This is a genomic window from Microbacterium sp. 22303, assembly GCF_052045265.1.
Lineage (GTDB): Bacteria > Actinomycetota > Actinomycetes > Actinomycetales > Microbacteriaceae > Microbacterium.
Window position 1 is genome coordinate 159,096 of sequence record NZ_JBQEOQ010000006.1, and the last position, 17,958, is coordinate 177,053.

24 protein-coding genes are annotated in these 17,958 nt (G+C 69.5%); 8 read left to right on the forward strand and 16 right to left on the reverse strand.

Translation table 11 applies throughout. From position 1 onward, the window contains the following. Positions 1 to 98: 98 nt before the first annotated feature. Positions 99 to 686, forward strand: coding sequence for a 1-acyl-sn-glycerol-3-phosphate acyltransferase (locus ACTJI8_RS16810; RefSeq protein ID WP_440734571.1), 588 nt, complete (start codon positions 99 to 101; stop codon positions 684 to 686). On the opposite strand, the gene ACTJI8_RS16815 is transcribed toward ACTJI8_RS16810, so the two are convergent. Genes ACTJI8_RS16815 through ACTJI8_RS16830 form a run of 4 tightly spaced genes read right to left on the reverse strand, consistent with a single transcriptional unit; the run spans position 670 to position 3,334 of the window. After that, a complete protein-coding gene (locus tag ACTJI8_RS16815; protein WP_440734572.1) occupies positions 670 to 1,308 on the reverse strand; it encodes a DUF1345 domain-containing protein in 639 nt (212 codons plus the stop codon). The two genes, ACTJI8_RS16810 and ACTJI8_RS16815, sit on opposite strands and share 17 nt — an antisense overlap. Positions 1,309 to 1,334: 26 nt before the next feature. Continuing rightward, positions 1,335 to 2,159 carry a DNA-formamidopyrimidine glycosylase family protein gene (locus ACTJI8_RS16820; protein ID WP_440734573.1) on the reverse strand — a complete coding sequence of 275 codons (825 nt, stop codon included), beginning with the start codon at positions 2,157 to 2,159 and terminating at the stop codon, positions 1,335 to 1,337. A 45-nt stretch (positions 2,160 to 2,204) separates the two neighbouring features. After that, on the reverse strand, positions 2,205 to 2,759 hold the full coding sequence (locus ACTJI8_RS16825) for an isochorismatase family protein (protein WP_440734574.1): 555 nt from the start codon (positions 2,757 to 2,759) through the stop codon (positions 2,205 to 2,207). Continuing rightward, complete coding sequence (locus ACTJI8_RS16830) at positions 2,759 to 3,334, reverse strand: alpha/beta fold hydrolase (RefSeq protein ID WP_440734575.1); 576 nt, start codon at positions 3,332 to 3,334, stop codon at positions 2,759 to 2,761. Before ACTJI8_RS16830 ends, ACTJI8_RS16825 begins: the two co-directional genes overlap by 1 nt. A 93-nt stretch (positions 3,335 to 3,427) precedes the next feature. Between ACTJI8_RS16830 and ACTJI8_RS16835 the strand changes: the two genes are divergently transcribed. Beyond that, the gene (locus ACTJI8_RS16835) at positions 3,428 to 3,769 is read left to right on the forward strand and encodes a YciI family protein (protein ID WP_440734576.1); all 342 of its coding nucleotides are present in this window, start codon (positions 3,428 to 3,430) and stop codon (positions 3,767 to 3,769) included. Here ACTJI8_RS16835 and ACTJI8_RS16840 read toward each other — a convergent pair. Then, positions 3,762 to 3,923 (reverse strand): hypothetical protein, encoded by a 162-nt coding sequence (locus ACTJI8_RS16840; RefSeq protein WP_440734577.1) that lies wholly within the window; start codon positions 3,921 to 3,923, stop codon positions 3,762 to 3,764. The two genes, ACTJI8_RS16835 and ACTJI8_RS16840, sit on opposite strands and share 8 nt — an antisense overlap. 67 nt (positions 3,924 to 3,990) lie before the next feature. Further along, positions 3,991 to 5,760 carry a GNAT family N-acetyltransferase gene (locus tag ACTJI8_RS16845; protein ID WP_440734578.1) on the reverse strand — a complete coding sequence of 590 codons (1,770 nt, stop codon included), beginning with the start codon at positions 5,758 to 5,760 and terminating at the stop codon, positions 3,991 to 3,993. Positions 5,761 to 5,843: 83 nt separating this feature from the next. On the opposite strand from ACTJI8_RS16845, the gene ACTJI8_RS16850 reads away from it, so the two are divergent. Both ACTJI8_RS16850 and ACTJI8_RS16855 read left to right on the forward strand, forming a co-directional pair. Further along, on the forward strand, positions 5,844 to 6,623 hold the full coding sequence (locus tag ACTJI8_RS16850; protein WP_440734579.1) for an alpha/beta fold hydrolase: 780 nt from the start codon (positions 5,844 to 5,846) through the stop codon (positions 6,621 to 6,623). Positions 6,624 to 6,668: 45 nt separating this feature from the next. Further along, positions 6,669 to 7,013, forward strand: coding sequence for a LysR family transcriptional regulator (locus ACTJI8_RS16855; RefSeq protein WP_440734580.1), 345 nt, complete (start codon positions 6,669 to 6,671; stop codon positions 7,011 to 7,013). Positions 7,014 to 7,141: 128 nt separating this feature from the next. Here ACTJI8_RS16855 and ACTJI8_RS16860 read toward each other — a convergent pair whose 3' ends face one another. The 4 genes from ACTJI8_RS16860 to ACTJI8_RS16875 all read right to left on the reverse strand — a co-directional run bounded on the left by ACTJI8_RS16860 (position 7,142) and on the right by ACTJI8_RS16875 (position 9,597). After that, entirely contained in the window at positions 7,142 to 7,462 is a 321-nt protein-coding gene (locus ACTJI8_RS16860; protein WP_440734581.1) for a HigA family addiction module antitoxin, read from the reverse strand. Further along, positions 7,437 to 7,643 (reverse strand): type II toxin-antitoxin system RelE/ParE family toxin, encoded by a 207-nt coding sequence (locus ACTJI8_RS16865; protein ID WP_440734582.1) that lies wholly within the window; start codon positions 7,641 to 7,643, stop codon positions 7,437 to 7,439. Before ACTJI8_RS16865 ends, ACTJI8_RS16860 begins: the two co-directional genes overlap by 26 nt. A 108-nt stretch (positions 7,644 to 7,751) precedes the next feature. Further along, positions 7,752 to 8,825, reverse strand: coding sequence for a redox-regulated ATPase YchF (gene ychF, locus ACTJI8_RS16870; RefSeq protein ID WP_440734583.1), 1,074 nt, complete (start codon positions 8,823 to 8,825; stop codon positions 7,752 to 7,754). Between the two features lie 31 nt (positions 8,826 to 8,856). Then, positions 8,857 to 9,597, reverse strand: coding sequence for a class I SAM-dependent methyltransferase (locus tag ACTJI8_RS16875; protein WP_440734584.1), 741 nt, complete (start codon positions 9,595 to 9,597; stop codon positions 8,857 to 8,859). A gap of 79 nt (positions 9,598 to 9,676) precedes the next feature. Here ACTJI8_RS16875 and ACTJI8_RS16880 point away from each other — a divergent pair, with 79 nt between their 5' ends. Further along, positions 9,677 to 10,279 carry a 3'-5' exonuclease gene (locus tag ACTJI8_RS16880; protein WP_440734585.1) on the forward strand — a complete coding sequence of 201 codons (603 nt, stop codon included), beginning with the start codon at positions 9,677 to 9,679 and terminating at the stop codon, positions 10,277 to 10,279. A 65-nt stretch (positions 10,280 to 10,344) separates the two neighbouring features. Beyond that, positions 10,345 to 11,700 carry a DNA recombination protein RmuC gene (locus ACTJI8_RS16885; RefSeq protein WP_440734586.1) on the forward strand — a complete coding sequence of 452 codons (1,356 nt, stop codon included), beginning with the start codon at positions 10,345 to 10,347 and terminating at the stop codon, positions 11,698 to 11,700. On the opposite strand, the gene ACTJI8_RS16890 is transcribed toward ACTJI8_RS16885, so the two are convergent. After that, on the reverse strand, positions 11,675 to 11,887 hold the full coding sequence (locus ACTJI8_RS16890) for a UDP-N-acetylmuramyl pentapeptide phosphotransferase (RefSeq protein ID WP_440734587.1): 213 nt from the start codon (positions 11,885 to 11,887) through the stop codon (positions 11,675 to 11,677). The two genes, ACTJI8_RS16885 and ACTJI8_RS16890, sit on opposite strands and share 26 nt — an antisense overlap. Positions 11,888 to 12,049: 162 nt before the next feature. Then, on the reverse strand, positions 12,050 to 13,042 hold the full coding sequence (gene glpX / locus ACTJI8_RS16895; RefSeq protein ID WP_440734588.1) for a class II fructose-bisphosphatase: 993 nt from the start codon (positions 13,040 to 13,042) through the stop codon (positions 12,050 to 12,052). Between the two features lie 183 nt (positions 13,043 to 13,225). Between glpX and fbaA the strand changes: the two genes are divergently transcribed. Continuing rightward, complete coding sequence (fbaA, locus tag ACTJI8_RS16900) at positions 13,226 to 14,254, forward strand: class II fructose-bisphosphate aldolase (protein ID WP_440734589.1); 1,029 nt, start codon at positions 13,226 to 13,228, stop codon at positions 14,252 to 14,254. A 98-nt stretch (positions 14,255 to 14,352) separates the two neighbouring features. Here fbaA and ACTJI8_RS16905 read toward each other — a convergent pair whose 3' ends face one another. Then, positions 14,353 to 15,006 carry an anti-sigma factor family protein gene (locus tag ACTJI8_RS16905; RefSeq protein WP_440734590.1) on the reverse strand — a complete coding sequence of 218 codons (654 nt, stop codon included), beginning with the start codon at positions 15,004 to 15,006 and terminating at the stop codon, positions 14,353 to 14,355. Continuing rightward, a complete protein-coding gene (locus ACTJI8_RS16910) occupies positions 15,003 to 15,506 on the reverse strand; it encodes a sigma-70 family RNA polymerase sigma factor (RefSeq protein WP_440734591.1) in 504 nt (167 codons plus the stop codon). The genes ACTJI8_RS16905 and ACTJI8_RS16910 overlap by 4 nt, the downstream gene beginning before the upstream one ends. Before the next feature lie 220 nt (positions 15,507 to 15,726). Here ACTJI8_RS16910 and ACTJI8_RS16915 point away from each other — a divergent pair, with 220 nt between their 5' ends. Then, entirely contained in the window at positions 15,727 to 16,320 is a 594-nt protein-coding gene (locus ACTJI8_RS16915; RefSeq protein WP_440734592.1) for a DUF4822 domain-containing protein, read from the forward strand. Positions 16,321 to 16,391: 71 nt separating this feature from the next. On the opposite strand, the gene ACTJI8_RS16920 is transcribed toward ACTJI8_RS16915, so the two are convergent. Further along, positions 16,392 to 16,946, reverse strand: a complete 555-nt coding sequence (locus tag ACTJI8_RS16920; protein WP_440734593.1) for a DUF6264 family protein — start codon at positions 16,944 to 16,946, stop codon at positions 16,392 to 16,394. Further along, positions 16,943 to 17,956, reverse strand: coding sequence for a 4-hydroxy-3-methylbut-2-enyl diphosphate reductase (locus ACTJI8_RS16925; protein WP_233312104.1), 1,014 nt, complete (start codon positions 17,954 to 17,956; stop codon positions 16,943 to 16,945). The genes ACTJI8_RS16920 and ACTJI8_RS16925 overlap by 4 nt, the downstream gene beginning before the upstream one ends. Positions 17,957 to 17,958 lie beyond the last annotated feature (2 nt).

A 17,958-nucleotide genomic window follows, 5' to 3' on the forward strand; every position in this document is an offset into this window, starting at 1 on the left:
GGCGCATGACCCGGACCTCCCGTCCGGGTCATGCGCCCGTTCCCATTCCGCTCCCTTTCATGCGGAGCACGGCATGCGCTTCCCTCTACGGTGGACGGATGCTTCGTCGCCTCATCGCCCGCGTGTTCTGGACGTTCAGCCGCTGGACGCTCGCGAGCGAACCGGCTCCGACGCGCCCCACCGTGCTGATCGGCGCCCCGCACACCTCCAACTGGGACTTCGTGCTGATGCTCGGCATCGCCTGGCGGCTCGGCATCGAGGTGCACTGGCTCGGCAAGAAGAGCCTGTTCCGTGGCTGGCGCGGCCCACTCATGCGACGCCTCGGCGGCATCCCGGTGGATCGAGAGGATCCTGCGCGGGTCGTCGGCGAGGTCGTGGCGCAGGTGAACGCCGGCACGGTGTTCGGTCTGGTCGTCACGCCTGACGGCACCCGCGGCGGCAACACGTACTGGAAGAGCGGTTTCTACCGCATCGCACGCGAGACCGGCATGCCGGTGACACTCGGGTTCGTCGACCGCACCACGATGACGACCGGGCTCGGGCCCACGTTCGACCTCACCGGCGATGTGGCCGCGGACATGGACCGGATCCGCGTCTTCTACGCCGACAAGGCAGGCGTGCGTCCGGAGCGGCGCACGGAACCCCGGCTGCGCGAGGAGCGCCCCGAGATCACCCCAGGCCTGTGACGAGGTTGATGATCGTGCCGAGGATCAGCGCGCCGAACACGTAGGCGATCGTGGTCTGCGCGATCACGATCCGCCGGATCGCGTTGCGCGTGACATTGGTGTCGGCGACCTGGTAAGTCATGCCGAGCCCGACCGAGAAGTACGCGAAGTCGGTGTACTCGGGGTCCTCGTTCTGGTTGAAGATGATGCCGGCGGATCCGTCGTAGTAGAGCTTCGCGTACCGCAGCATGTAGTCGGCCTGGATCAGCCCCCAGGAGGCGGCGACGCTGAGCACCGCGCTCCCCGCGAGCGCGAACTGGGTCCACCCCTCCGCGTGCCGAGCCTGCAGCACGACGACCAGCACGGCCGCGATGCTGGCGAAACTCCCGACCACGGCGACCACCCGGGCGATGCGTCGACCGGGGTCCTCCTCGGTGGCGTGCGAGCGCGTCTGCTCGGCGTTCATCGGCCACACGACCAGCAGGATCCACACGGTGCTGACGAGAGCCAGCGCGCCCCAGGCCGCGAGAATGCCCGCGGCGAGGCCGAGGAACGGCGTGACGACGAAGCCGACCGCGACCCCTACAAGGAGCGCGACGGACGAGCGCACGCGCCAACGATGGCGCAGAGGAAGCGGGCTCACCCCGGAATGCTAACCCGCATGTCGCGTCACGTCGTGGAGGGCTCGGGCTGGCAGTGCGGACAGAGTTGAGCGGAGGCACCGGAGAACACGCGATCGATGATCGTCGTGCCGCACACCGGGCAGGCCTCTCCCCCGCGCCCGTGCACGGCCATCGCGGCGACCTTGGCCTGCTTGAGCTGGCCCGGCGGCAGGCCCCGCCGATCCGCGAGGGAGCCCCGCAGCACGTCGACCGTCGCGTGGAAGAGCCGTTCCCGCTCGGCATCGTCGAGCACTGCGGCGTGCACCGTGGGAGCGATCCGCGCCCGATGCAGGATCTCGTCCGAATAGGCGTTGCCGATGCCGGCGAGCGACGTCTGCTCCTGCAGGAGCGCCTTGATCTGCTTGCGCCTGGTGCCTAGGGCGCGCTCGAACACGTCGCGGTCGAAGTCGGCGGCGAGCGGATCCGGTCCGAGCGCCGCGATGCCCGAGACATCAGTCGGGGCATCGACGACCGACGCGGTCACCGCGAGGAAGTCACCCAGGTCGACGACCTGCATCAGCGCACCGTCGTCGAGCGCGATTCGAGCGACCTCGGGCACAGGTTCGTCGCTCCGCGGGGCGTCCGGCGCCTGCCAGCGGATCCAGCCGTTGCGCCCGAACCCGATCATCAGCCAGCCCGCCTCGGTATCGAAGCCGACGTGCTTGCCGAAGCGCTCCAGGCGCCGGATCCGCGCACCGACCAGCGATCCGGGCGGGCGGTCGCGAGTCTTGACGATGCGGAACTCGCCGACATCCAGGTCGGCGATCACACGACCGCGGATCCGCTCGTCGAGGAACTCGACCAGCGCCTGCACCTCCGGAGACTCGGGCATGCGCCCATCCTCGCACCGGGATCGGACATGCGCGCGTGGTGGCGATCAGGCGAACGCGACCTCGTCGTGCCGCGCCACCGCGAACTCCTGCCCCGGATAGCGCAGCCCGGCGAAGTACATGTTGGTGTGGGCGACGATCTGCTCGCCGGAGATCCGAACGCCCTCGATCGTCGCATCGACGGTGGTGTGCGCGTCGCGCACGAGCGTGACGTCGTAGCCCTCCGCCGCTGCACGCTGGGTCGTGGTGCGTACGCAGAAGTCGGACTGCGCGCCGGCGACGACCAGGCGGGTCGCGCCGTATCCGTCGAGCACGGTCCGCAGTTCGGTCTCCGCGAAGGCGTCGCGGTAGCTCTTGCGCACGACCGCCTCGCCCTCGGCGCGGGCCAGCGGTGCCGCCAGCTCCCAATCCGGCGTCCCCACGCCGATGGGTTCATGGTGCACCCATACCACCGGAACCCCTTCATCGCGCGCCCGGCGCACGAGCGCGTCGGTCCGCATCAGCACCCCGTGCTCGTCGAAGCAGTCGGGCATGACGCCCGCCTGCATGTCGATCACGAGCAGGACGGTGCGGGCGTCCGCCGGCGGAATGGCGCCTCGCATCAGTCCCAGGCCAGGTAGTCCTCGATCGCGAACGCCGTGTCGACCGGATCGCTCACGGGGAACAGGTGCCCGCCACCCTCGATCGTCACGACACTGGCGCGCTCGACCGCGGACGCGCGCAGCTTCTCGCCGTTCGCCGGGGGCATGACGTCGTCCTCGGATCCCTGGATGATGAGAATCGGCACCGACGGCGCGATCGGCACATCGACGTCCTCCACGCCCAGCAGCAGCACGCCGAGCGCGCGGTCCGTGCGCTTCGCGGAGAGCGCGCGGGCGACAGTGCCGCCGACGCCGTGACCCCCGATCCAGGTGGCGCCGATGCCGGCGTGGTCCATGACGTCGCTCGCATCCTGGACGCGCTCCTCGAGCGTCGCGGCATCATCGGCGCGACTTCCGATCCGCAGCACGCGGATCCCCTCGCCGGCCAGGATGTGCGCGACCGAACCGAGCGCGCCGCCCTCGAGGCCGCGCCCCGGAATCAGCACCAGAACGGGTCCGTCGCCCTCCGACATCTCGTCGACGTAGGGGATCGCGCGGCCATCGGGTTCGAAGATGCTGTTGTTCTCGGTAGTCACCGAGCCATCGTATCGAGTCCCGCTCGACGGTCGACGGCGGCGTACGATCGCTGGACGGGCCTGAGAACGCGGACGATGCAGGGAGCGACGAGGATGAGCCAGTACATCATCTACTTCAACCAGCAATGGGTCGGCGAGCACAGCGCCGAGTGGTTCGCCGAACGCGGGCCACTCGCCAACGCCGTCGTCTCAGACATGCGTGACGCCGGCGTCCTCGTGTTCGCGGGAGGCGTGCACGAGGACCTGAGCGCGGCCTTCACCGCCGACGCCTCCAGTGGCACGCCAGTGATCAGCCAAGGCCAGTTCGCCCCCGGCGAGCAGTACATCGGCGGCCTCACCATCATCGACGTGGCGGACGATAACGCTGCGAAGCTCTGGGCCGGAAGGATCGCCGAGGCCTGCGGTTGGCCGCAGGAGGTCCGACGAGTCAGCTGACGTCCTCATCGACGTCGGGCTCGGCGCGGAGCAGGTCCGCGATCTCCTCCTCCGGACGGGGCGCGATGTTCTCGTCCGCCTCGAGCTCGGGAATGCTCGGTTCGCCCGGCTCCGGAATGTGCGCGGAAACGGACCGCTCATCAGTGTCGGACATAGCCGCACCTCCTCAGGAAGACACCGCCAGCGTACGCCTGCGCGCAGCGGGCCGGCCGGCCGGCAGATCAGTCGAGCGGCCGCTTCAGGCCGACGTGCGCGGTCTGATAACCGAGCCCGGTGTAGAAAGCGCGTGCCCGATCCCGGGCCTCATCGGTGGTCACCTGGGCGAGGGTCGCCCCGCGGGACCGTCCGAAGTCGTGCGCCCACTCCAGCATCGCTGTGCCGAGGCCCTGTGAACGCTCGGCCGGAGCGACGCGCAGACCCTCGATCTGCAGCCGAGTGGATCCTCCGCGAGAGAGCCCGGGGATGACGGTCAGCTGCATGGTCGCCACGATGCGGCCGGCGTCGTCTCGAACCACCCCGAGATAGTTCGAGGGATCACGTCTGACCGAGTTGTACGCAGCCTCGTATCGGCTGAGCTCGGCGTCCTCGCGCTCGGCACCGAAGGGATCATCGGCGAGCAGTTCGGCGATCGCCTCGATGTCCGCGTGGCCCGCCCGCTCGATCCGGTAGGTGCGGCCCGCCGCCCGCAGCAGCCCTCGGACGGACGTCTTCGCTTCCGCCTGCAGTCGCGCCACGAGCAGATCAAGCCATTCGCCGACGTTGGCGCGGGCCTCTGCCGTGTCGGGGTACCGGCACCTCAGGTGCAGGCCGGATTCATCGAGGATGAACCACAGCATGACTCCGTCCGTGTCGATCGCCGCGCCGACGTACTGCGCGTCGAGTCCGACCGAGTCGATCCGCACCGGCAAACGGCGCAGGTCGAGCCAGGAGATCGCGAACATCCCCGGCGCGACCGGCATCCCGCCCCAGGGCGCGAGCACGTCGGCAAGCGGCCACGACCCGAGCTGTACGGCCTCCTTGACGGCGGCGGCCGCTGCACGCGGCTCCGCGACCGCCGACTCCAGTACGGAGTTGGTGATGAACCAGCCCACGGAGTCGTGCCAGGTGTCCTCGTAGCGACTGTGCACCGGGAAGATCGCGCGCAGCGCCGTACCGGCGAGCGCGCGGGTGACCGCCGTCATGGCCACGACCGCGAGGGTCAGCGTCGAGACGCCGCTTTCCCGCGCCTGCGCCGCGAAGGCTGCGCTGTCATCCGGATCGAGCACGTCGCGCACCTCGACCCTCTCGCGCTGCGGATCCGGCGAGCCCAGCGGGAGCGGGAATCGCGGCATTGCTCCACCACTGTCGCGGATGATGTCGGCCCACCGTCGGCGCACCTCGTCAGGGGCCGGAGCGCGTTCGAGCAGCGACCGGGTGTGGTCGACGAATGCCGCGGCCGGCGCGGTCCAGGGATCCCGGCCGTCGCGCGCCGCGTCCAGTGCCGAGAGGAGATCGCGAGCGATGACGAGCATCGACCACATGTCGACGTGCGCATGGTCGGATCCGATCACGACCGTGATCCCCGTCGCGTTCTCGAGGACGCATAGCCGGTACGAGGGTCGGTGGTAGGGCGAGCACGCCCCATCGAGCACGTCGCGGACGGCGTCGTTCACCGCCTGCCCCGGCAGGATCTCGTGCTCGACCCAGGATCCAGCGCCGATCGCGAGCTCGTGGAGCTGCGGCTGCCCGTCCTCGCCCGGAGCGAACGCGGTGCGCAGGGTGCCGTGCCGCGCGATCACCGCGAGCCACGCGTCGGCGAGCGCGTCCTTCGTCACGGGCCGCGACAGGTGGAACGAGATCGCCATCCAGGATCCCGGTCGGTCTCCGAGGCCGACGTGGATCCGCTGGTCGAAGGAGACCGGCAGGCGCGGGCCGAGTTCGGAGGCGCTGACGTCGTACCCCCAGAGCCGGCCGAACGGGAGGCGCAATTGCGTGACGTGGGTCAGACGCATGGCAGTACCCTAGCGTCTCGCTACTCTGACAAAACGGCGTCGCCTGCGGATCCGACGTACGACGCCGGAGCGGAAGGAACCCGATGCCCACCTTCGAAGTCACCGGCGCCGAACTCGCCGTCGCGCTCAGCGACGAGGGCGGGCATCCCGTCGTGCAGCTGCACGGCCTGACCTCGAGCCGAGCCAGGGATCGGGTGCTGAATCTGGACCTCGGCCGAGGGTTGAGCGGGACGCGGCTGCTGCGATACGACGCACGCGGTCACGGCAGATCGACCGGCCGCAAGGTGGCGGAGGACTATGTGTGGTCCAACCTCGCCGACGATCTGCTGCGGCTGCTGGATCACTGGTTTCCGGGCGAACAGGTGCACGGGGTCGGGCCGTCCATGGGAGCGGCGACGCTGCTGCATGCCACGGCGCGAGAGCCGGGCCGGTTCGTCGGGCTCACGCTCATGGTGCCCCCGACCGCGTGGGAAACCCGGGCCGCGCAGGCGCAGAACTACCGGGATGATGCCGCCCTCGTCGAAACCGAGGGCGTCGATGCCCTCGTCGCCGCCCATCGCGGAGGGACCCGTCCGCCGGCGACCGCGGGCGCGCCCGAGACCGTGCCCGACGTCGCCGACGCGCTGCTTCCCTCCCTGCTGCGCGGTGCCGCGATGAGCGACCTGCCCGCCCATGAGGCGATCGAGCGCATCGACGTCCCGACCACGATTCTGGCGTGGATCGAGGATCCGGGACACCCGCTAGCGACGGCGCAGACGCTGGCCGCTCTGCTCCCCCACGCCACTCTGTCTGTCGCGAGCGACCCCGTCGACGTCGACACCTGGCCCCAGGTGCTGAAGCACGACGTCGCCCGCACCCGCTAGTACGCTGGGGTCGGCCGCGATCCGTGCGGGAAAGGACGGGCTTGCATGAACATCACCCAGCTCCGGCGGTTCGTCGCCGTCGCAGAGGAATTGCATTTCCCGCGTGCGGCAGACCGGCTCGGAATCTCACTCACCGCTCTGTACTCGGCGATCGAGAAGCTCGAGGAAGAGGTCGGGCACCCGCTCATCACCCGTGGCAGCGCCACCCGTCTGACGAGTGCAGGGATTCTCCTGCTACCCGAGGCGCGCGAGCGGATCGCCGCCGCTCCCCCGCCTCAGCAGAAATCTGCCGCGCCGTCCGGAGGCAAGGCCAAGGCGTCGAAGGGGAAGGGCCGCGCACCCGTGGTGAAGGGGCAGCCCAAGCCGTACAAGAAGCGCCAGGGGCGCTGAGGCGGATCGGACCTGCGGATTTCGGCGGCGGATCAGCGCATGCTGCTCGTCACGAGTGTCCAGAGCCACGTCGCCAACGACGGAGCGGCGGCATCAGCGAATGCGCGTCCGATGGTCGATGGAGTCGCTCACGCGGCCTGCAGCGGCGTGATGGCGGCGACCTTGTCCCGAAGAGCCCGGCGTTCGAGCCGTAGCTCGTAGTTCGTCTGCAGGTTCATCCAGAACTCCTCAGACGTGCTGAAGTACCGAGCCAGACGAATCGCGGTGTCAGCCGTGATCCCCCGCTTGCCGTGCACGATCTCATTGATCCGTCGCGGCGGCACCCCGATCGACACCGCGAGCTTGTTCTGCGTGATTCCAAAGCCCTCGATGAAGTCCTCCATCAGGATCTCTCCCGGGTGAATCGGCTCGATCGCGTCAGCCTCAGTGATAGTCGACGAGTTCGACATCTTCCGCACCTCCATCTCTCCAGACGAAGCAGATACGCCACTGCGCATTCACGCGGATGCTGTACTGACCGCGACGATCTCCGGCCAATTTCTCCAATCGGTTCCCCGGTGGGATCCGCAGGTCGTCGACATCCTTTGCCGCGTGAACCAGCTCGAGCTTACGCAGCGTCGCCCGCTGCACGGTTCGATCAACACCCTTGACGTACTGCTCGCGCCAGATTCGTTCGGTGTCCTTGCCCCCGAACGATCTGATCGCGAGGCAAGCATATAACGAAGACCGTCAATAACGCTATACGTTAAAGCGGAACTCCACCACGTCGCCGTCCTGCATGACGTAGTCCTTGCCCTCGAGGCGGGCCTTGCCCTTGGAGCGGGCCTCGACGACGGATCCGGTCGCGACCAGGTCCTCGAACGAGATGACCTCGGCCTTGATGAAGCCCTTCTCGAAGTCGGTGTGGATCACGCCGGCCGCCTGAGGAGCCTTGTCGCCCTTGTGGATCGTCCAGGCGCGGGCTTCCTTCGGGCCTGCCGTGAGGTAGGTCTGAAGGCCCAGCGTGTCGAAGCCGATGCGGGCGAGCTGATCCAGGCCCGACTCGTCCTGACCGGTGGAGGCGAGCAGCTCGGCGGCGTCCTCCGGATCCAGGTCGATCAGCTCGGACTCGATCTTGGCATCCAGGAAGATCGCCTGCGCCGGGGCGACGAGAGCGGCGAGTTCCGTCTTGCGGGCGGCGTCCGTGAGCACGGCCTCATCGACGTTGAAGACGAAGATGACCGGCTTCGAGGTGAGCAGGCCCAGCTCCTTGATCGGGGCCAGGTCGATGCCGCTCGTGGAGAGCAGCTGCCCGCGCTCGAGCGCGTCCTTGGCTGCGTTCGCGGCCTCGAGCACAGAGGCATCGGTCTTGCGGCCGCGCACCTCTTTCTCGATCCGCACGATCGCCTTCTCGAGCGTCTGCAGGTCGGCGAGCATGAGCTCGGCATTGATCGTCTCGAGGTCGTTCTTCGGGTCGATCGCGCCCTCGACGTGCACCACGTCGTCGTCCGCGAACCCGCGCACGACCTGCGCGATGGCGTCGGCCTCGCGGATGTTCGCGAGGAACTGGTTGCCCAGGCCCTCCCCTTCGCTGGCGCCACGCACGATGCCGGCGATGTCGACGAACGACACCGTCGCGGGCAGGATCCGCTCGCTGCCGAAGATCTCGGCGAGCTTGTTCAGCCGCACGTCGGGCAGGTTCACCACGCCGACGTTCGGCTCGATCGTCGCGAACGGGTAGTTCGCCGCGAGCACGTCGTTCTTGGTGAGGGCGTTGAACAGGGTGGACTTGCCGACGTTGGGCAGTCCTACGATTCCGATGGTGAGAGCCACGGGGTACGAGTCTACCGGGGCCCGCATCGACTCAGGATCCGCGGATCGCGCGGTAGGCCGCGGTGACGTACGGCATCGACAGCGTCTCGCCCTCGATGAGCCTCAACTCGTCAAACAGCTCGTCCATGGCAGCGGCGATCCGCGCCTTCTCCTCGTCGGACGATGTGATGATGAGGCTGCGCGAGCTGGCCATCGCATGCAGCTCGGCGCGCGTCATCTCCCTGCTCCACTCCCAGCGCCGCTCTTCGAGGGGGCCGAACGGCGCCGCGACCCGCACGGCGTTGTCGGCGATCATCTCCTCCGCGGCGCTGCCGCCCATGATCGCCGTCAGCCGGCGCACCCAGTCGGTGCGGTCATCGCGCACGTTCCAGATCAGTCCGAGCACGCCGCCCGGGCGCACCACACGGCCGATCTCGGCGGATGCGGCGACCGGATCCACCCAGTGCCAGGCCTGGCCGAGAGTGGCGGCGTCGACGGTCGCATCGGCCAGAGGCAGCGACTCCGCGGTGCCGCCGACAGCGTCCACATCCGGCGTCTTCGCGCGCAGCGCATCCAGCATCTGCGGATCCGGGTCCACGGCCACGACGCTCGTGCCTCCGAGGCCGAGCACGGCGCGGGTGAGCTTGCCGGTGCCCGCGCCGATGTCGACGACCGCCGCGTCAGGGCCCGGCAGCGGCTCCAGCAGCCAGGCCACCGCGTCGGATCTGTACTCCGGACGTCCCTTCTCGTAACTGCCCGTCTCGGACCCGAAGCTCGTCGCACGTTCGACCATGGCCCGAGCCTACGCTCGGATCCGCCCAGGATCGGCGCGCCTGGACGATGCCAGCCCCTCCGCGACGGAGGCTTGATGCGTGGCCCTGGACTTCACCGCAATCGACTTCGAGACGGCGAACTCCTCCCCTGCTTCCGCCTGTGCGGTGGGCCTGGTGCGGGTGCGGGACGGCATCGTCGTCGCGCAGACCGGATGGCTGATCCGGCCGCCCGCGGGGCACGATGCCTTCCAGGAGTGGAACGTGCGGATCCATGGCATCCAGCCGCACGAGGTCGTGAACGCCGACGGCTGGAGCGAGCAGCTCGACCGGCTCTGCGCGTTCGCCGGCGCCGACGTGCTCGTCGCACACAACGCGGGCTTCGACCTGAACGTGATCCGTCGTGCCTGCGAGGCCACCGGCGACGAGTGCCCGCCGTACCAGTCGCTGTGCAGTCTGAGCGTGGCGCGCAAGGTGTACGACCTCGACTCCTACAAGCTCCCTGTGGCCGCGGCAGCCGCCGGCTTCGGCGCGTTCCCGCACCACGATGCCCTGGCCGACGCACGCGCCTGCGCGCAGATCGTGATCGACGCAGCCCGGCGCACCGCATCCGGCTCGGTGCAGCAGCTGGCCGACGCGATCGGCGTGCGCCTCGGCGCCCCTCTCGCCCCGGCCGCACCCGCGAAGGTGCGCGCCGCCGCCTGACGCGGTTTCTGCGTTCCGAGGGCGCGCTCTCCGGCGATGTCGGTGGCCGCGCCCATGATGGACGCATGGACGCGCTCGCACTGCTCATCGCCGCACTCACCGCTGTGGCGGGCCTTGCGGTCGGCTGGTTCCTCGGCCGCAGCCGCGGCGCCGCCGATCTCGCCCGCGCCGATGCGGAACTCTCCGTCGTGCGCGAGGACCGCGACCGTCAGCACGACCTGTACCGCGATGCCGTCGAGCACGCCCGCCGCGAGCAGCACGACGCCGCGGAGCGCGTGCGGCAGGAGAACGCCGTGCTCACCGCGCTCGCGCCGGTGCGGGAGAGCCTGCACCGGATGCAGCAGACGGTGACCGTGCTGGAGCGCGAGCGCCAGACGCAATTCGGACAGTTGAGCGAGCAGCTGCGGCGCTCCGAGGAGAACGGCGAGGCGCTGCGTTCCACGACCGAGTCCCTGGCCGGCGCGCTGCGCTCGACCTCCGCGCGCGGCGTGTGGGGCGAGACCCAGCTGCGCCGCGTGGTGGAGGCCGCGGGCCTCACCCGGCACGTCGATTTCGACCTGCAGGCCACGATCCACTCCGATGCGGGCCACGGCCGTCCCGACATGGTGATCCGCCTCGCCGGCGGCGCGTCGATCGCGGTGGACGCCAAGGCTCCCCTCGACGCGTTCCTGGCGGCGGGCGCGCTCGCGTCCGAGGATCCGCAGCGGCGGTCGCTCATGCAGCAGCACGTCAAGGCTGTGCGTGCGCACGTCGACGCACTCGCGAAGAAGGCGTACTGGTCGGGCCTCGATGTGAGCCCCGAGTTCGTGATCTGCTTCCTGCCCACGGAGTCGCTGCTGTCCGCGGCGCTCGACGAGGATCCGGCATTGCTCGACTACGCATTCGGCAAGCGAGTGGCACTGGCCACCCCGGTGAACCTGTGGGCGGTGCTGAAGACCGTCGCGTACACCTGGAAGCAGCAGGAGCTGTCGGCCGAGGCGGCCGTGCTCCTCGACCTCGGCACGCAGCTGTACGACAGGCTCGGCGTACTCGCCGGCCATGCGGACGACCTGCGTCGCGCGCTCGAGCGCACCGTCGACAGCTACAACCGCTTCGCCGGATCCCTGGAAAGCAGGGTGCTGGTGACGGCTCGCCGCTTCCCCGGCGTCGATGCGGGAGCACTCATCGCGCCTCCGGCCCTGACCAGTGCCACGCGACGGTTCACCGCCGACGAGCTGGTCTTGTCCGCCGACGATCTGGTCTCATCCGATGACGAGGGGCGTTCCGCGGCTGAGGGCCATCCTGAGGGGATCCGCGCAGACCTCGGCGAGCTGCGTGCGCGCCTGAGCGGTCAGGATCCGGACCACGCCGAGCCGAACGATCGTGCGGAGCGAAAAGATCAGGCCGAGCGGGAGGTCACGCGCTCCCCGGAACCGCGCTGAGCAGGAAGACCACGGTGGCGGAGAAGAGCACGAAGGCGCCGATCATCCACCAGGCGCTGATCTCGTGACCCTCGTCGCGACGGACGCGGAACAGCACGTCGGTACGGCGCGCGGCATCCATCTCGACGATCTTGACCGAACCGGTGTCGGTGACCGTCTCCTGGCGGTAGATGTTCTCCGCAGCCATCGTCCACGCTCCCCTGCTCCGCATTCCGAACCGCGCTGAATGCGCCGTGCACGCCGATCGGCGCCCCTCCATTGTGACAGGTGAGGCCGTGAAGACACGGAATGCGATCAGGTCGTTATCGCACCGGGTTCGCTCAGGAACCCGGTGCGACGGGAAACCCGCTCAGAGCCACTTGGAGACGAGGTGCTCCGAGGCGATCCGGCGCAGGGTGCCGGAGGCGCTGCGCAGCACCACGCTCTCGGTGTAGAGGTAGTCGCCTTCGCGCCGGACGCCGGCGACCAGCTGGCCGTCGGTCACACCGGTCGCCACGAAGATCGTGTTGTTGCCGCTCACCAGGTCGTCGGCCTCGTAGACCTTGTCCATGTCGAGCCCGGCGTCGATGCCGCGCTGGCGCTCGTCATCGTCGCGCGGCCACAGCCGGCCCTGGATGTGCCCGCCGAGCGCCTTGATCGCGCACGCCGTGACGATGCCCTCGGGGCTGCCGCCGATGCCGATGCACATGTCGGTGCGCGCCCCGTGCCGGGCCGCGTTGATGCCGCCGGCGACGTCGCCGTCGCTCATCAGGCGGGTGCCCGCTCCCGCAGCGCGGATCTCCTGGATGAGCTTCTCGTGACGCGGACGGTTCAGCACCGAGACGACGATCTCGTCGACCGGCTTGCCGAGAGCGCCGGCGAGGCGCTTGATGTTCTCCGCGACGGGGAGGCGGATGTCGACGACGCCGACACCGGCAGGGCCCGTGACGAGCTTGTCCATGTAGAAGACGCTCGAGGCGTCGAGCATCGTGCCACGGTCGGACACCGCGATGACGGAGACCGCGTTCTGCCGACCGTCCGCGGTGAGGGTGGTGCCGTCGATCGGGTCCACGGCGATGTCGTACTGCTGCGCCCATTCGACGCCGCTGCCGACGTGCTCCCCGTTGAAGAGCATCGGAGCGTTGTCCTTCTCGCCCTCACCGATCACCACCAGGCCGTCGAAGTCGACGGTTCCGAGGAAGGCGCGCATCGCATCGACAGCGGCACCGTCAGCGGCCTCCTTCGCGCCGCGTCCGATGAACGGGACGGCGCGGATCGCCGCGGCCTCCGTCGCACGGACGAGTTCCAGTGCGAGGTTGCGGTCGGGGTGGAGGGGGTTGAGATCGGCTGTGAGGCTCACCATGCCCCCAGCGTAGGGGCGGGACGGTTACGGATCCGCAGATTTCTGCGCTGCGAAACCGAAAGATACGCGCTTCTTTACCAGGCCGAAGATCCGCCCTCCCGAGGCCGCCGTCACGCGCTCTGAATCGCCGATCCTGCGGCGCTAGAGTGGCACCGACCCCCGTCATCCAGCACAGGAGATGCCATGCCCGTTGCCACCCCGGATCAGTACGCCGAGATGCTCGACCGCGCGAAGGCAGGCGGCTTCGCCTACCCGGCGTTCAACGTCTCCAGCTCGCAGACCATCCACGCCGTGCTGCAGGGTCTGACCGAAGCCGGATCCGACGGCATCATCCAGGTCACGACCGGCGGCGCCGACTACTTCGCCGGCCAGACCGTGAAGGCCCGCGCGACCGGCGCCCTCGCCTTCGCCAAGTTCGCCACCGAGGTCGCCAAGAACTACCCGATCACGGTCGCGCTGCACACCGACCACTGCCCCAAGGACGCGCTCGCGGGCTTCGTGGAGCCGCTCATCGCGGCCTCCGAGGAAGAGGTCAAGGCGGGCCGCAACCCCATCTTCCAGTCGCACATGTGGGACGGCTCGGCCGTGCCGCTCGCGGAGAACATCGAGATCGCCCGCGACCTGCTCCCCCGCATGAAGGCGATCAACGCGATCCTCGAGGTCGAGATCGGCGTCGTCGGCGGCGAGGAGGACGGCGTCGCGCACGAGGGCTCGAACGAGGCGCTCTACACGACCTTCGCCGACGTGGACCAGGCCGTGCAGGCGCTGGGCCTCGGCGAGCAGGGCCGCTACATCGCCGCACTCACGTTCGGCAACGTGCACGGCGTGTACAAGCCCGGCGGCGTGAAGCTGCGCCCCGAGCTGCTCGGCGAGATCCAGCAGCAGGTCGCCGCGAAGTACGGCACGGGCGCGAAGCCGCTCGACCTCGTCTTCCACGGCGGATCCGGCTCGACGGACGCGGAGATCGCCCTCGCGGTCGCGAACGGCGTGGTGAAGATGAACATCGACACCGACACCCAGTACGCGTTCACCCGCTCGATCGCCGGATACATGTTCAGCAACTACGACGGCGTGCTGAAGGTCGACGGCGAGGTCGGCAACAAGAAGGTCTACGACCCGCGCGCCTGGGGCAAGGTCGCCGAGACCGCGATGGCCCAGCGTGTCATCGAGTCGACCCGCCAGCTCGGCTCGTACGGCCAGTCCAAGAGCTGACCACCAGCACCGCCGCAGAGCTGACCAGCGGCACAGCCGCAGCAGCGTCCAGGAGCGTCGTCGGGATCCGTCCCGGCGGCGCTCCTGTCGTCTGCGGATCAGCCGCCGATGTCGTGACGCAGGATCACATCTCCCGTGGCGGTGCGGATCTCCACCGTGCGGATGTCCGTCAGCGCGGCGGCCGTTCCCGCCGACAGCGTCGCGGTGCGCCCGGGCTGGGCCTTCCACGTCGACAGATCCGTCGTCGTGCCGTCTCGGTCCACGACGGTGAGGACGTATGTCCAGCCGGCGTCGGGGGCATCCGCGCCGTACAGGCACGCCATGTCGATCCTGGTCCCCCAGGCGACCGGCGTCAGGGACACCGTCGCACTCACCGGCACCGTGGCCGACCCCTGCAACGCCACCTCGACCGCGGGCCGAGGGGCGACGGCGACGATCGTGACGGGGACGGCGACGGCGAGCGCCGCGGCGATGCCGACGCCGGTCCACAGTGCGCGGCGCCGGGAGCGCTTTCGGGCGCGCGCGATCGACAGCAGCTTCGGCCCGGCGGGGTCCGCCGCTCCAGCGCCGATGCGGGCTGCGTCGTCCGCGTGCACCCGGGACAGGAGCCCCACGGCCGGCACGAGCTCGGCGACGGCGTCCCGGCATTCGGCGCACTCCGCGAGGTGCGCCTCGTACCGCGCTCGGTCCGCGGCGGACAGCGCGCCCATCACGTAGGCGGCATCCCACGTCGCGAACGGATCAGCGCTCACCGGATCACCCCTCTCTCCTGCAGCGCGAGCCGGAGGGCCCGCAGTCCGTAGTGCATCCTGGATTTCACCGTGCCGCCGGGGATCCCCAGCTCGGTCGCGATCTCGGCGACGCTGTGTCCTCCGTAGTAGGCCGCCACGATCACCGCGCGGTGTTCCGGGCTGAGCTCAGCGAGCGCGTCCTCGATGAGGATCGCGTCGAACAGCCGGTCCGTGACATCGCCCGATGCTCGCTCGGGAAGCTCGGCGACCGGATGCTCGTGGCGGCGGCGGGCGCTGCGCGCCTCGTCGATGACGAGGTGCCGAGCCACGGTGAACATCCAGGCCCGCGTCGTCGTCACCTCCTGCTCCAGGATCCGCGGCGTGCGCCAGGCGCGCAGCAGCGTCTCCTGCACGACGTCGTCCGCCGAGGCGCTGCTCCCCGTGAGGTGCACGACGTAGCGACGGATCGGACCCGCGTGCACGTCGTAGAGCGCGGTCAGCCGCTCGTCGTCGTCATCCACAGTCGCCTCCTCAGTGGGAAACGAGGCCCGCGCCCCGAAGGTTCATCGGCGGGCGGATCCCGGATCCGACCATCGATGAACCCGGATCCCGACCTGTCGTCCTCTCAGTATGGTGGCGCCCCCCTCCTCGGATCCGGGAGCCGGATCATCCGCTCGGCGAGGCCGGAAGTAGCCGATCGGCTGATGTGGACGATGCACCGCGATTCCTAACGTGGAGGACATGAACATCTCCTTCTCCCGCAAGCTCATCGCCGCGTCGACCATCGCCCTCGCCGCCGTCGCCGTCGTCCCGACGACCGCCGCGGCCGCAGCTCCGACCACCACCGCTTCCGTGTCCTTCTCGAAGCAGGTTCTGACCCCGTCCGAGACGCTGGCCTCCACCCCTTGGAAGACCACGAGCGCACGCGACGCCCAGGGCAACCGCGTGGCGCTGGACAACCCCGCCGTGTCGAACTTCGTGGGCTGGGCGTACTTCAAGGCCGACGGCACGTTCACCATGTACAACCTCGACAACAGCCCGAAGATGCACGGCGACTGGTCCGTCCCCGCCGACGGCTCCTCGCGCTGGATCGCGGCGAAGGACGCGAACGGCAACGTGCTGTTCCAGCGCGTCGTCCCGATCGTCGAGCTGAACAAGAACGTGTTCACCTACCGCGTGTTCCCGAACGCGGCCGACCAGACCGTCTACTACGACATCGTGCACACCAGGACCAACCACGTCGAGCCGGGCACCGACGGCCGCGGTCCGGGCGCCAACGGCAACGGCACGACCGGCAACGGCGACTATCACTTCAACAACGGCAACGCGCGCTGATCCCGCGACGGCCCCGCAGAACGCGAGAGCCCGGCACCCGATGGGGGCCGGGCTCTCGCCCTCTCAGGGCGCTACTTCTGCAGCTGCTGGTTCAGGTAGGCGATGACCGCCGGATCCGTGAAGAACGGCACCATCATGCAGAGCGTCGTCAGGGTGACGAACACGACACCGCCGGTGACCGGGAGCCACCACGTGAGCTTGCCGCGCCGCAGCCGAGCCACGGACCATGCGGCGGTGATGACCCACCCCACGATCAGGAGGATCCCCGCGACCATGCCCCAGGTCCGCGCCTGGGAGTAGTTCGAGAACGTGCCGGAGATCCCCACGGCCTGCATCATCGTCGCCATCAGAGACGACGGGTTCAGGAACGCGAAGGTCGAGGTGATGACGTTCCAGAGCCCGTAGGCGAGCAGCGCGATCGACGCCATGCGATCGACGGGGTGCGCCGAGCGCTCCTCCACCACCTCCGCGGGAGCCGCGGGCTGCGCGCCGGGCACGGCTGCGGGTGGCGTGTGCACGACGGGCGGCGGCAGCGGTCGTCCCGCCCGTCTGCTCTGTTCCTCGGGCGTCGCATATTCGCCGAAGGCCGGCCTGCGCGACTGCTCCGCGGAGCCGGAATCGGTCATCGGCTGCGTCCGCCCAGTGCCCGCTCGTCGCGCTGGCCTGAGATGTCCTGGCGCAACTCCTTGGGCAGCGAGAACATCAGGTCCTCCTCCGCGGTGCGCACCTCTTCAACGTCACCGTATCCAGCCTCGGCGAGCACCTGCAGCACCTCCTGCACGAGCACCTCGGGCACGGACGCGCCGCTGGTCACGCCGACCGTCGCGACGCCGTCCAGCCACTCCTGCTGCACCTCGTCGGCGTAGTCGACACGATAGGCCGCCTTCGCGCCGTACTCGCGCGCCACCTCGACGAGGCGGACGCTGTTGGAGGAGTTGGCGGATCCGACCACGATCACCAGATCCGCATCGGCGGCGACCTTCTTGATCGCGACCTGGCGGTTCTGCGTGGCGTAGCAGATGTCGTCGGAGGGCGGATCCTGCAGTTCGGGGAAGCGCGTGCGCAGCCGGTTCACGGTCTCCATGGTCTCGTCCACCGAGAGCGTCGTCTGCGACAACCAGACGACCTTGGAAGGATCGCGCACCTCGACGGTGTCGGCCTCCGCCGGCGAGTTCACGACGGTCACGTGATCCGGGGCCTCACCGGCGGTGCCCTCGACCTCCTCGTGCCCGTCGTGACCGATGAGCAGGATCTCGAAGTCGTCGCGGGCGAAGCGCACGGCCTCGCGATGCACCTTGGTCACCAGCGGGCAGGTCGCGTCGATCGCGTGCAGATGCCGATCCTCGGCGGCGGAGACGACCATCGGCGAGACGCCGTGCGCACTGAAGACGACGTGCGACCCCTCCGGGATCTCGTCCACCTCGTCGACGAAGATCGCGCCCTGAGCCTCGAGCTCGGTGACCACGTGGATGTTGTGCACGATCTGCTTGCGCACGTACACGGGGGCGCCGTAGCGCTGCAGGGCCTTCTCGACGGCGACCACGGCGCGGTCGACACCGGCGCAGTAGCCGCGCGGGGCGGCGAGCAGCACGCGCTTGCGCCCGTCGACGGGACGGTCCTGGAGCGGCTCGCGCACGG

What these genes read in the sequence shown, in the direction of transcription:
- ACTJI8_RS16810 (WP_440734571.1), top strand. Translation starts at nt 99, where the DNA reads ATGCTTCGTCGCCTCATCGCCCGCGTGTTCTGGACGTTCAGCCGCTGG.
- ACTJI8_RS16820 (WP_440734573.1), bottom strand. Translation starts at nt 2,159, where the DNA reads ATGCCCGAGTCTCCGGAGGTGCAGGCGCTGGTCGAGTTCCTCGACGAG.
- ACTJI8_RS16825 (WP_440734574.1), bottom strand. Translation starts at nt 2,759, where the DNA reads ATGCGAGGCGCCATTCCGCCGGCGGACGCCCGCACCGTCCTGCTCGTG.
- ACTJI8_RS16835 (WP_440734576.1), top strand. Translation starts at nt 3,428, where the DNA reads ATGAGCCAGTACATCATCTACTTCAACCAGCAATGGGTCGGCGAGCAC.
- ACTJI8_RS16840 (WP_440734577.1), bottom strand. Translation starts at nt 3,923, where the DNA reads ATGTCCGACACTGATGAGCGGTCCGTTTCCGCGCACATTCCGGAGCCG.
- ACTJI8_RS16845 (WP_440734578.1), bottom strand. Translation starts at nt 5,760, where the DNA reads ATGCGTCTGACCCACGTCACGCAATTGCGCCTCCCGTTCGGCCGGCTC.
- ACTJI8_RS16850 (WP_440734579.1), top strand. Translation starts at nt 5,844, where the DNA reads ATGCCCACCTTCGAAGTCACCGGCGCCGAACTCGCCGTCGCGCTCAGC.
- ACTJI8_RS16855 (WP_440734580.1), top strand. Translation starts at nt 6,669, where the DNA reads ATGAACATCACCCAGCTCCGGCGGTTCGTCGCCGTCGCAGAGGAATTG.
- ACTJI8_RS16860 (WP_440734581.1), bottom strand. Translation starts at nt 7,462, where the DNA reads ATGTCGAACTCGTCGACTATCACTGAGGCTGACGCGATCGAGCCGATT.
- ACTJI8_RS16875 (WP_440734584.1), bottom strand. Translation starts at nt 9,597, where the DNA reads ATGGTCGAACGTGCGACGAGCTTCGGGTCCGAGACGGGCAGTTACGAG.
- ACTJI8_RS16885 (WP_440734586.1), top strand. Translation starts at nt 10,345, where the DNA reads ATGGACGCGCTCGCACTGCTCATCGCCGCACTCACCGCTGTGGCGGGC.
- ACTJI8_RS16890 (WP_440734587.1), bottom strand. Translation starts at nt 11,887, where the DNA reads ATGGCTGCGGAGAACATCTACCGCCAGGAGACGGTCACCGACACCGGT.
- glpX (WP_440734588.1), bottom strand. Translation starts at nt 13,042, where the DNA reads ATGGTGAGCCTCACAGCCGATCTCAACCCCCTCCACCCCGACCGCAAC.
- fbaA (WP_440734589.1), top strand. Translation starts at nt 13,226, where the DNA reads ATGCCCGTTGCCACCCCGGATCAGTACGCCGAGATGCTCGACCGCGCG.
- ACTJI8_RS16915 (WP_440734592.1), top strand. Translation starts at nt 15,727, where the DNA reads ATGAACATCTCCTTCTCCCGCAAGCTCATCGCCGCGTCGACCATCGCC.
- ACTJI8_RS16920 (WP_440734593.1), bottom strand. Translation starts at nt 16,946, where the DNA reads ATGACCGATTCCGGCTCCGCGGAGCAGTCGCGCAGGCCGGCCTTCGGC.